Source organism: Pseudomonas sp. OTU750018 (genome assembly GCF_011636575.1).
GTDB classification, from domain to species: Bacteria; Pseudomonadota; Gammaproteobacteria; order Pseudomonadales; family Pseudomonadaceae; genus Aquipseudomonas; species Aquipseudomonas peli.
The window spans coordinates 408,720-421,032 of sequence record NZ_JAAPAU010000002.1; the positions used below are offsets into that span (position 1 = coordinate 408,720).

At 57.0% G+C, this 12,313-nt stretch carries 8 protein-coding genes and 2 pseudogenes; all 10 read left to right on the plus strand.

The features are described 5' to 3' along the window. Window positions 1-23 precede the first annotated feature (23 nt). Window positions 24-1,649 carry a GGDEF domain-containing protein gene (locus tag HCI85_RS10715; RefSeq protein WP_167144699.1) on the plus strand — a complete coding sequence of 542 codons (1,626 nt, stop codon included), beginning with the start codon at window positions 24-26 and terminating at the stop codon, window positions 1,647-1,649. A gap of 280 nt (window positions 1,650-1,929) precedes the next feature. Then, window positions 1,930-3,345, plus strand: a complete 1,416-nt coding sequence (ccoG, locus tag HCI85_RS10720) for a cytochrome c oxidase accessory protein CcoG (RefSeq protein ID WP_167144700.1) — start codon at window positions 1,930-1,932, stop codon at window positions 3,343-3,345. A 64-nt stretch (window positions 3,346-3,409) separates the two neighbouring features. Continuing rightward, window positions 3,410-4,819, plus strand: a complete 1,410-nt coding sequence (mapR, locus tag HCI85_RS10725) for a GntR family transcriptional regulator MpaR (protein ID WP_167144701.1) — start codon at window positions 3,410-3,412, stop codon at window positions 4,817-4,819. A gap of 366 nt (window positions 4,820-5,185) precedes the next feature. Continuing rightward, window positions 5,186-5,698: pseudogene (locus HCI85_RS21305) on the plus strand (MCP four helix bundle domain-containing protein); the annotation flags it as partial. Between the two features lie 420 nt (window positions 5,699-6,118). Continuing rightward, window positions 6,119-6,823 (plus strand): methyl-accepting chemotaxis protein, encoded by a 705-nt coding sequence (locus HCI85_RS21310; RefSeq protein WP_372239949.1) that lies wholly within the window; start codon window positions 6,119-6,121, stop codon window positions 6,821-6,823. 167 nt (window positions 6,824-6,990) lie between these two features. Next, window positions 6,991-7,506, plus strand: coding sequence for a hypothetical protein (locus tag HCI85_RS10735; RefSeq protein ID WP_160087118.1), 516 nt, complete (start codon window positions 6,991-6,993; stop codon window positions 7,504-7,506). A 5-nt stretch (window positions 7,507-7,511) separates the two neighbouring features. Continuing rightward, window positions 7,512-9,431: a putative bifunctional diguanylate cyclase/phosphodiesterase gene (locus tag HCI85_RS10740; protein WP_167144703.1), complete on the plus strand. Its 1,920-nt coding sequence runs from the start codon at window positions 7,512-7,514 to the stop codon at window positions 9,429-9,431. Window positions 9,432-9,511: 80 nt separating this feature from the next. Further along, window positions 9,512-10,591 carry a metal-dependent hydrolase gene (locus HCI85_RS10745; RefSeq protein ID WP_167144704.1) on the plus strand — a complete coding sequence of 360 codons (1,080 nt, stop codon included), beginning with the start codon at window positions 9,512-9,514 and terminating at the stop codon, window positions 10,589-10,591. A 90-nt stretch (window positions 10,592-10,681) separates the two neighbouring features. After that, window positions 10,682-11,434, plus strand: a pseudogene (locus HCI85_RS21315) (HAMP domain-containing protein); the annotation flags it as partial. 141 nt (window positions 11,435-11,575) lie between these two features. Continuing rightward, window positions 11,576-12,289, plus strand: a complete 714-nt coding sequence (locus HCI85_RS21320) for a methyl-accepting chemotaxis protein (RefSeq protein ID WP_446730788.1) — start codon at window positions 11,576-11,578, stop codon at window positions 12,287-12,289. Window positions 12,290-12,313 lie beyond the last annotated feature (24 nt).

Consider the following 12,313-nt stretch of genomic DNA (forward strand, 5'->3'; position numbering starts at 1 on the left):
CCGTACTGCTTTGCATGTTCGGCTTGCTGCTGGGCGGTATTGCCAGTTATTACTCGCTCAGTAGCAGCAAGCAAATATTGATTGCGGCTGCCAAACGCGACCTGCTGCTGGCCAACCAAGTGCTGGGACGTAACCTGCAGATCAGCCTGGAAAATTTTGCCAGAGACCTAAAGGTACTGAGCGACCAATCGCAACCGGTTGAAGTGCTGCAAGACATGCCGAATAACAGCAAGGAGGTAGAGGAGTTAGCCAGGCTGTTCACCTCGATGCTGGATGCTCACCCCGAGTACCAACGGATTCGTCTGATCGAAGCCAAAAACTATGGTTTAGAACGCATCAATGTTGATCGTCAGGGCATCGTTGCCAGCACGGCGTTACAAGAAAAGGGCCACATTCCCTATGTATTCAAAACGCTGAAACTGTCGCCCGGCCAGCAATTCTTCTCTGAGATAGCCCCTTCGCGCCTGGATCCCGACAAAGCCTTAACGCTGCACATCGCCAGCCCCATTTGGACAAACGAACCCCGTGCCGTGGGGGTGATCGTGCTGAGCATCGACGTTAAAACGCTGTTCAGCCGGCTAAAGCGTGAGCTACCGGACTACTACCAGTTTTTTTTAGCCAACAGCCAGGGCGAATTACTCCTCAATCCAGAGCGTGAGCAATCCCAAGATCAAGGCTCTATTGCCATGCTGCAAGCTCAGCTGCCGGAGATTCTTACGCTGCTGAGCGGTAAAAGCAGCAGCATGCTTGGCATTCTGCCCGCTAAACGCGAACAGCCCTCACGACTGGCGGCATTCACGACCATCAGCATCGAAGCCGAAAGTAATCATTTACTCCTCGGTCTAGCGGTTCCCGAAAAACATATTCTGCAAGCATCCCAAGCACTCGATCAGCGCCTGATTCAGATCATCGCCGCGCTCGGCCTTATCACCCTGATACTGTCCCTGTGGCTTGCACGACAAATGATTCGCCCGTTAAACCAAATCGGCCTGGCGATAGCCCACTTCAGCCAAGACCTCAGCCTGCAGCCCCTGCCAACCGAGCGGGGGGACGAGCTCGGCAAGCTGGCACGGGATATCCGTGCCATGCAGGAGAAAATCCTTGCCCAGATCATCCAGCTCAACACCAACCAGCAAGAGCTGCAGCGCATGGCGCATATCGACCCATTGACCGGGCTACCCAATCGCCGCCTGTTTTTCGATCGTTTAGAACATGCAATCAGCAACGCAGAGCGCAGCGGGAAATTATTGGGGTTGCTCTATGTCGACCTTGATCACTTCAAGGAGATCAACGACACCCATGGCCACGCTGCCGGTGACGAGGTGTTGAGTAACGTGGCACACCTGCTGGTTTCAGTGACCCGCAGCGGGGATACCGTGGCCCGCCTGGGCGGTGATGAGTTCGTTATTCTGTTTGACGAGGTGGAAAGCCGCGCGACCCTGCTGGGAATAGCTCAAAAACTCCTGTCCTTGCTGCAAAACCGTCTGTTAATTGATGGTAAAGACCTTCAGGTAAGGGCCAGTCTCGGTATCAGCCTGTACCCGCAAGACGGCAGCGATGCGCAAACGCTGCTGCAAAACGCCGACCGCGCCATGTACAGCTCCAAGCGCAGTGGGCGCAATACAATCACCAGCAGCCACATCACATAAGTACCCCTTGCAGTTGCGAGTGCTGGGAATGCCTACCCGCTACTCACGCGCGACCTGACTCGTGCTGCCGATACTGAGTTGCCCCATGGTTGTGGCACTTGGTGCATCAGCCATTGCCCTGTGAATGTGCTGCGGTCATCACTCGCACCGCGCAGAACTGCCAGCACCGACGGTGCCACCGCGCATCTGATCCGCTTTTTATTTGAAAACCTGAGTCTGTTACTCAAACAGACGTGCTCGCATTATGCCCCTCGCCTGATAAAGCCCGACGAGGCCCGCAATGAGCGAACGCATACCTGCGCAGATCATCGAAACCATCGACCCGCGCCAACCTATCCGCCTGACGCCTTCACAAGCGGGTGGACCGATTCATACCCGCAGTTTCAGCGGCCGTTTTCGTAACCTGCGCCTGTACGGAGCAGGTTTGCTGTTTCTGATTTTCTTCGGCACCGCATGGCTTGACTGGGATGGCCGGCAGGCGGTGCTGTGGAACTTGGCCGAGCACCGCTACTACATTTTTGGCGCAACCTTCTGGCCGCAAGACTTCATATTGCTCTCAGCATTACTGATCATCGCCGCCTTCGGTTTGTTCGCCATCACGGTAGTGGCTGGGCGCGTATGGTGTGGCTACACCTGCCCGCAAAGTGTGTGGACCTGGGTGTTCATGTGGGCGGAGAAGATCACCGAGGGCGAACGCCACCAAAGGATCAAGCTGGATGCGGCCCCCTGGTCGCTGAACAAGTTGGCGCGGCGCAGTGCCAAGCACGCCATCTGGCTGGCGGTTAGCCTGCTCACGGCCCTGACCTTTATTGGCTACTTCACGCCAATCCGTGAGCTCACCCGCGAACTGCTGAGTTTTCAACTGGAGAGCGGCACGCTGGTCTGGGTACTGTTTTTTATGACGGCTACATACCTGAACGCCGGTTGGCTGCGTGAGAAAGTCTGCGTGCACATGTGCCCCTACTCACGCTTTCAAAGTGCCATGTTTGACGACGACACCCTGCTGGTGGCCTACGACGCCACGCGTGGTGAAGGCCGTGGCCCACGTAAGAAGGAAAGCGATCACAAAGCTGAAGGACTGGGTGATTGCATCGACTGTTATATGTGCGTGCAAGTGTGCCCCACCGGTATCGACATCCGTGATGGCCTGCAGATCGACTGCATCAGCTGCGGAGCATGCATCGATGCATGCGATTCCATCATGGACAAAATGGGCTATGCCCGGGGCCTGGTTGGCTACCACTCAGAACGCGAACTGCAGGGTGGCAAAACCCACTGGCTTCGGCCACGGCTGATTGGCTACGGCATCGCGTTGGTATTGATGATCGGGGCCTTCATCTGGGCATTGCATGACCGCTCGATGCTGTCCATTGATGCAGCCAAAGACCGCAGCATGTTCCGTGAGAACCAATTGGGGCAGATCGAGAACACCTACCTGCTCAAGGTGATCAACAAGACCCAGCAACCACAGCGCTATGCGCTGACACTGGCCGACAGCCCTGATCTGCGTCTACAGGCTCCTGCGCAACTGCAGCTCAACCCTGGGGAAATCCTCGACGTACCGGTGACCGTGATCCAGGAAAACCAGCAGGCCACATCCAGCACCCTACCCGTGCAGTTCGTGATCCAGAACCTGGCCAATGCCCGTGAGCAGGCACAGACGCAGAGCATCTTTCTCTCACCCAGTGGGCGCTGACAGTCGCATGGTCAGGCAACTCCTCGTAGAGTGCGCGAATCTGCAACGCGCACCTACGGACACGATGAAACGCTACGAGATATTTGCCGACCAGATTGCCGAACTGATCCGCAGCGGCATGCTCGCGCCTGGTGAAAAAGTGCCCTCGGTGCGCCACGCCAGCCGCACCTATGGGGTCAGCCCATCCACGGTGTTCCAGGCCTATTACCTGCTGGAAGACCGTGGCCTGATCCAGGCGCGCGCCCGCTCCGGTTACTTCGTGCGCGAGCTGGCGCGGCATTCCCTGGCCGAACCGGAAACCAGTCAACAGCCGACCCAGACCACCGAGGTGGATGTCAGCGAGTTGGTGTTCTCAGTCCTTGCGTCGCTAAAAGACCCCGGCACTGTGCCATTCGGTTCGGCGTTCCCCAGCCCACAGCTATTTCCCCTGCCACGCCTGGCCCGTTCAATGGCCCAGAGCGTGCGCGACATGCAGCCACAGGCGGTGATTGCCGACATGACCGAGGGCAACCCCAGCCTGCGCCGGCAAATTGCCCTGCGCTACATGGTCAGCGGCGTGATGCTGCCTTTGGAAGAACTGGTGATCACCAGTGGCGCCATGGAAGCACTCAATCTGTGCCTGCAAACCGTCACCCAACCCGGTGATCTGGTGGCCATCGAGGCGCCCGCCTTTTACGCCACGCTGCAGGTGCTGGAGCGCTTGAAGCTCAAGGCCGTGGAAATCCCGGTCAACCCACGTGAAGGCATCGACCTGGACGTGCTCAGCGAACGTCTGGCCAGCCTGCCAATCAAAGCCTGCTGGTTTATGAGCAGCCTGCAGAACCCGCTGGGCGCGAGCATGAGCGATGACAAAAAGCGCGCCCTTTATGAGGTGCTCCATCGCCATCAAGTACCGCTTATAGAAGATGACGTGTACGCCGAACTGTACTTCGGCAGCCAACCACCTAAACCCGTCAAGAGCTTCGACCGCGACGGCCTGGTGATGCACTGCGGCTCGTTCTCCAAATGCTTGGCCCCGGGTTATCGGGTTGGCTGGGTGGCCGGCGGACGTTATGCCGAGCAGATCAGCCGGCTCAAGCTGATGACCACCATCTCCCCCTCCGTACCAGCCCAGGCCGCCCTGGCCGATTACCTGCAGCACGGCGGCTACGATCGCCACCTGCGCAAACTGCGCCATGCTCTGGAAGCGCAACAGGCGTCAATGCTCGCCTCCGCCGCACGCCATTTCCCCGCCACGACCAAGGTCTCTCGCCCCAACGGGGGCTATTTCCTCTGGTTCGAGTTCCCTGAGCAGGTTGATGCACTGCGCCTGTTCCGACTGGCCCTGGCCCAGGGCATCAGCCTGGCACCAGGGCCGATCTTCTCGGCCACCCGGCGCTTCGGCAACTGCGCTCGCCTGAACTATGGCCACCCCTGGGATGCGCAGAGCGAACAGGCGATGGCTGTGCTGGGGCGCATACTCGCCTCGTTCTGATCAAGGCTACCCAGGCCGTATACAGCGGCCTGCTCATGATCAATCGGCATAAGGCTATTACAGCCTCACGCTCAGCCTGTACAACTTTCGTATAACCCGACAGATGATCTGCCTGCTCAGCTTGGCAGATCAATTCGCCCTTCCTGAACCTCAATAAACCCCATATTTGCGGGCATTACGGCCATTTCAAGGACTCCTGTGCAGCGCCGTTACCGGCCATCTATCACTATGGCTAAAACCCAAAACAAAATTGTACAAAGCAATTATTATGTATAAGATTTGCATAAGAGAGTACTCACCACCTGCTGAGCCTCCCCTTAACGCTATAAGCAGTCGCCGCCCCAAGGGGCAAGAGGAGTCGATTTCATGCAATCACAATTGAGTATTGCGCAACGCCTGAGCCTTGGATTTGGCTTGATCCTGTCACTGATGATCCTAATTACCCTCATCGGTGTAATACGCGTTGGCTTTATCGACGAGACCCTGACCGCAGTCAGTGAAGGGGCCTCGCTCAAGCAGCGTTATGCCATCAACTTTCGTGGCAGCGTGCATGATCGCGCCATCGCCATCCGCGATGCCGTGTTGGTGGATAACGATGTGGCGCTGAACCGTCAACTGAGCGAAATTCAACGCCTTAAAGACTTTTATCAAGAGTCGGCGCGATCCATGGACAGCTTGCTGCGCGAACAAGCGCCAACAGCTACCGAACAGCGTCTTCTGAGCGATATTCAAACTATTGAGCGCAGCACCCTGGCCTTGACCGAGCAATTGGTCAGCCTGCGCAGTCAAGGCGATACGGACGCAGCTAGAACTCTGCTGATGGAGCAAGCCTCTCCGGCTTATGGCGAATGGCTCAAACGCATCAATGCTTATATCGACCATCAGGAACAAGAAATCGGCCAGGATATTGGTGCGGTGCGTGAGGCCGCCGGCGGCTTTCGCCTGCTGATTCTGCTGGTTACCGCGGCGGCCGTACTGCTGAGCATTGGCGTGTCACTGATCATCATCAACAAGTTGAAATCCACGCTGGGCGCCGAACCCTACAAAGTCGCCGAGATTATTCAGCGTCTGGCCAATGGCGAACTCAATCAACGCATCCAGACCCACTATCCGGACAGCGTTATGGGCGCCCTGCAGGACATGGTCAAACACCTGGCTGATACCATTACCCAGGTACGCGGAGCCGCCAGCGAACTGACTCTGGCCTCAGACCAACTGCTGACCACATCCGACAGCAACAATAAGCAGATCCGCCTGCAATCCAGCGAGGCTGAGCAGATGGCCACCGCCATCAACCAGATGGCCGCCACCGTCAATGAAGTGGCCAACTACGCAGCCAGTGCAGCCTCCGCCACCCGCAACGCAGACAGCGAAGTCGCCACCGGCAATCAAGTGGTCGGCGCTACCGCCAGCGCCATCCAGAACCTGGCGCGCACCCTGGAAAGCGCTGCCGAAAGCGTGCAGCAGGTGTCCACGGACAGCGAGAGCATCGAGAAAATCATCGAGGTGATTACCTCCATTGCCGAGCAAACCAACCTGCTCGCCCTTAACGCCGCCATTGAGGCCGCACGAGCGGGCGAACATGGCCGTGGCTTTGCCGTGGTGGCCGACGAAGTACGCTCCCTAGCTACCCGTACTCAGGATTCCACCCGGGAAATTCGCGGCATGATCGGCAAGCTGCAGGAAGGTGCTGGCAAAGCCGCAGAAGTAATGCGCAATAGCCGTCAACTGGCCCAACAGACCGTCGAACAGACCGGTCAGGCCGAAACTGCGCTGAACAAGATTCGCCGCGAAGTCACCGCCATCAACGAAATGAACGCACAGATCGCCAGCGCCTCGGAAGAGCAAAGCGCGGTGGCTGAAGAGGTCAACCAGAACATCAACCGCATCCACAGCGCCACCCTGGAAACCTCCTCCGGCTCCGAACAGGTGGCAGCCTCCAGCCGTGAACTGGCCACCCTGGCCAATCGCCTAACGGACAAAGTCAGCTTCTTTAAGTTATGACTGTAGGCAAGGAGAGCCCTGGCGCAGAGGCCATAGATTCCAATGCGCGGGGCGATTTGCACTATTGATTCCGGCAGAGCAATGGCACAGTGATATCATCCGCTATGTTCTACAATCCTACAGCGCGACAGTATCAGTAGTGCCTGCTTCTTCTACGGAGTCACCTTATGACCTTCTCCGCTCGCCGCCTGTTTTCAACACTTGTTTTACTGACTATCAGTTCAGCGCCTTGGGCGGAGACTTCCTGGCAGGAGCAACCGTCAGGGCCGCTGATACTGACTATCAGCGGCGAACTGGACTGCTGCCCCAGTGGCACTGCCTATTTTGACCTGCAACGCCTGGATGCTCTGCCGCAGAGCGTTGTCAGCACCATGACCCCCTGGACTGAAACCACCGACAGCTATTCAGGTGTCAGACTGAGTGAATTGCTCACAGCCCTGGGCGCCAAAGGCAACAAGATAAGTGCAACGGCACTGAATGATTACAGCACTGAGTTCAGCAGTGATGCCTCGCTAGAGTACCCGGTCATTTTGGCAACCCGCCGCAATCAGCAATTGATGCGTGTACGCGACAAAGGGCCCATCTGGATCATGTATCCGCTGAACGACTATCCGCAGTTACGCAAAGAAGAACACCACCACGCCATGGTCTGGCAGCTCAAATCTCTGCAGATCAGTGAGTAATTCAGATGCGGCGTCTGCGCTATGTCTTTTTGTTGTTGGTGACACTGGGCTTTGCCATTGGTATCGCGGCATCACTCATCAGCAGCCAGCGCAGTGCAGAATTGACCTCCAGCCGTATCCAGCTATCCGCATGGTCGTTAGCCCAGCTTGAGCATGAATTTCTAAAGTTTCATGCCAGCCTGCGACTATTCCAGGCAGATAAGCTGCTGGCGGAACAGCTGCAGCTTGATTACGACTTGCTCTGGAACCGTTTGGAAGTTTTCCTCAATGGTGAAGAAAACCGAGCGATTCGCGAGCGCTTTGATGCCGCCGCGCTGGCAAGAAGCTTACTGAACCAGCTGAAACAGGATGAAGCACTGCTGTTTGCGCCCCAACTGCAGCCAAGCGAGCAAATCGAGCAATTGATTGCGGCTTATAGCCAGTACCAACAGCCCATTCGACGACTGATTGTGCGCAATTTCACGGGCCCAGAGGCGGCCAGTATCGTCGATGAAGCTCATGCCCAGCGCTTTCTGACTCAAGGCCTTCTGCTCGGTTTACTGTTTTGCGGCGGAGCCCTGCTGTCGCTGCTGTTCTTTGAAAGCCGCCGCAACAACTTTCTTGCGCGCAACGACGCCCTGACTCAGCTACCCAACCGCCAGAGTCTATTGGCATTGCAAACATCCAGTATGCGCACAGCCACTTACAGTGCTGTTGCGGTCATTGAGATGAACAACTTTCGTACGGTCAACGAAACCATCAGCCATGAGGCAGGTGATCGTCTACTGGAAAGAATTGGCCAGACCTTGAACCAGTTAAAACCCGAAGGCAGCTTTATTGCGCGCGTTGGCGGTGATGAGTTCCTTATGACATTCAGTGAACGCTTCCCCGCAGACTTGGTCATTGAAACCCTGAAAGCGCTGACAAAAGCCCTGAGCTTTGACTTCCAGAGTGATAAACAGCTTTTTCAGGTCAACGCCCGCATTGGCGTCGTATTCAACAGCGACAATACCCACAGCATCGAAAAGCTTTACTACTGCGCAACGCTTGCTACACGCGAAATGCGCCTGAGCCACACCCGTGGGCTCAAGGTATTCGATGAAGAAATTAACCACCGTTATCTGCGCAGCCAGCAGCTGCTGAGCGATCTACGCCGCGCCATAAATGGCACGTTCCCCGGCCTCGCGCTGCATTACCAGCCGATTCTCGGGCTCAAGCAAGATGTCATGGGCGTTGAGGTGTTGCTGCGCTGGAACCATCCAAGCATGGGTTACATCTCGCCGCTGGAAGTCGTGGAACTGGCCGAGAATAATCGGCTTGGCTTAACGTTTGGCCGCTGGTTGCTGCAACGACTGAAGCAGGATCTTTATAAGCTGCCGGACGAGATGCGCGAGCATCTGTACTTTTCTATCAACGTATCGCCTTCCCAGTTCACCCCTCGCTTACCTAACAGCCTGGCCAAATGGCTGGCGGATGCGCCCATAAGCGCAGACCAGTTGCTACTGGAAATGACCGAGTCGATTTCTGTGGCCAATTTCAATGAGTGCCAAGGCATTCTGCAGCAGATAAATGCACTAGGCATTGATATTGCACTGGATGATTTCGGCACCGGTTACTCCTCGCTCTCCTACCTCAGCAGCTTAAAAGTGCAGCGCATAAAAATTGATAAATCCTTTATCCAGGGCATCAGCAAGGATCTGCAAATGCAGAGGGTTGTGCGCAGCATTATCGAGCTGTGTCATGGATTCAATTTCAGTGTCATCTGTGAGGGCATTGAAGACCGTGCTGATGACCAGCAGATTCGCTCGCTTGGCAGCGACTATGCCCAAGGCTACTTCTACGGCAGGCCGATGGCTTTGCCTGGCTTAATCGCCTGGTATAGCGAAAACCGCCCACAGCTACTCTTCAGCGCCCAAGAAGTGCATGACCATCACGTCCGCCACTGAAACCTTTGCTCGAAAATTAGCCGCTGCCAAAACCTGGGCGTTCGGCTAATTTAGCCGCCTGTTTAATTCAGAGATCAGTCATGGACTCGATAACCCAGGCGGTACTGGGCGCCACTATTCAGGGCGCACTGCTCGGTCGTTGGCAGGGACGCAAGGCGCTGCTTTATGGCGCCATGCTCGGCACATTGCCAGATCTGGATGTAGTCATAGATTATGGCGACGCCGTGGCTGATATGACCTACCACCGGGGATTCAGCCATTCGCTGTTTGTCCTCACCGGTCTCGCGCTGTTCCTGACGTGGATCACACGACGCTTTCGCAACCACCCTGGTTATTCCGCCCAACGTCTGTTCGTGACGGTGTGGCTGGTGCTGATTACCCACCCATTGCTCGACAGCTTTACCAGTTACGGCACCCAGTTGCTCTGGCCGCTAACCCCTGTACCAACTGCATGGTCGAGCATCTTTATTATCGATCCGCTCTACACCGTGCCACTGTGCATCGCCGTGGCGCTCGGGTTGCTTTATGGCTTACGCGACACCACTGGGCAGAAGACGGCCACCAAGGCGCCCGCACTGGCCTTGCTGGTGTCTTCGCTGTACCTGGGTTTTACCGTCGCGGGTAAGTACATGGCCGAGCAACGCGTGGAAGCCGAACTGGCGCGTCAGGGCATCGAGCCCCAGCAAATCTTCAGCACCACCACGCCGTTCAACAGCCTGCTGTGGCGGGTGATCGTTTTGGATGGCGAGGATTACCACGAGGCGCTGGTCAGCTGGTTTGACGATACGCCACCGACGCTAGAGCGCATCCCCCGGGGGACGCACCTAGCAGCAGCGCTGGCAGATTCACCAGCGCATGCCCGGCTGGCCTGGTTTACCAATGGTGTGCTGCGCTATGACCAGCTCGGTAATCACTTGGTCGTGACCGATATCCGCCTGGGCATGACCGGCTTCCACCCCTTCCGCTTCGACTTCGCCACCCTGGAAAGCGGCCAATGGCGCGTACATGACAACATACAGCGCCTGCCGGTAGAACGCGGCGATGTATCGCGCCTGCAGCTGCTGTGGGCGCGCATCTGGCAGCCTGAGGTGCAAGTACCGCTGCTGGTCTGGGCTGATGAGTTACGTAAAGTGCCGCTGGCCAGCAGCGACTTGCCATAACCGAGCCTGCCGGCCTGCATAGGCCGGCCCTACAGAGATGCTGCGCATGGTCTAGGCTGAACTCCAACCTCTATCCGTTGGAGTCTAACCATGAATATCCGGCAGAAAATGATCGCCTGTGGTGCTATCAGCGTACTCGCAGCCACCCTGCTGGGTAGCATTGGTTTCTGGGGGCAAACCCGCCTGGCCAGTGCCCTCAACGAGAATCAGCTGAGCGTCAGCGCCCTGCGCAACCACTTGGAAGGCGACATGATGCATGACGCCCTGCGCGCCGATGTACTCGCAGCCTTCTATATCGACCCCGCCGACAGCGCGGCGGTCACCCAAGTACGCGATGACCTGCGCGAGCACAGCGAATGGTTTACCCGTACCCTGAATGACAACGCCAAACTGCCGCTCAGTGCGGATATTCGCCAGGCCATCAGCCAATCGCAGCCGGCCCTGGCCAGCTACATTCAGCAGGCCGAGGGCATCGTCAATCTGGCTCTGACTGACCCACAGGCCGCACGGCAACAGATGGCTGCCTTCGATGCCAGCTTTGGCGACCTGGAAGAAAAGAACGAAGCCCTCAGCGGCCTGATCGAAACGCATTCGGCAAAAACCCGTAGCGACGGCGAGGCCGCCGTGCAACAGGCGGCCTGGTTGCTGATTGGCGGCATTCTGATGGTCTGCTGCCTGCTGTGCCTGCTCACCACCCAGTTAATGAAAGCCGTTTTGCGCCCACTGGAGAAAATCATCGGGGTGGCGCGCAATATTGCTCAAGGCAACCTGCGTAGCACCATCACCATCGACAGTAACGATGAAGCCGGACAGCTGCAGCAAGCACTGGCGGATATGCAAACCAACCTTCGGCAAATGATTGATGACATTCGGCAGGAGGGTGAGCAGTTGCAGCAAACAGCGCGCAACCTCAACGGTGCTTCGCAGAGCATCGTACACAGCACCACAGAAGAATCACAAAGCGCCAGCAGCATGGCTGGCGCGATGGAACAGATGATGCAAAACATCGAACAAATTGCCGGCCATGCACGCAATGCTCAGGAAATTTCTTCGCACTCGGAACACCTGGCCAGTAACGGCGGCCAGGTCATCATGGGCGTGGTCGATGGCATGAGCCGGATCGCTGAAGCCGTCAATGAATCCAGCGCCACCATCACCGCGCTGGGCGAATCGTCCGAAGAAATTCACTCGATCATCCAGGTGATCAAAAGCATCGCCGAGCAAACCAACCTGCTCGCACTCAACGCGGCCATTGAGGCTGCTCGCGCCGGTGAAGCAGGTCGTGGCTTTGCCGTGGTAGCCGATGAAGTACGCAACCTCGCCGCACGTACCGCGCAATCGACCCAGGAAATCACCGGGATGATCGAACGCATCCGTAGTAGCACCGAACAAGCAGTGAACAGCATGCAGACGGGGGTAACTCGGGTCAGTGATGGCGTGGCGCTGGCTCGTCAAGCCGGTGAGTCGATCAACGAGATCCGTGGCGGCGCGCACCGTGCAGCTGAAGTGGTGGAAGAAATATCGCAAACCATCAACGAGCAGAGCCGTGCCAGCAGTGAAGTGGCGCAGCAAGTCGAACATATCGCGCAGATGTCGCAACAAAACAGCCGCACCGTCAATGAGTTGGCCAGTGCGGCGCAAAGCCTCGACCGCGTTGCGCGCAGCATGCAGAACGCCGTGCTGCAATTTCAGACCTGAGCCACGCACTGAGCCGGTTACTCA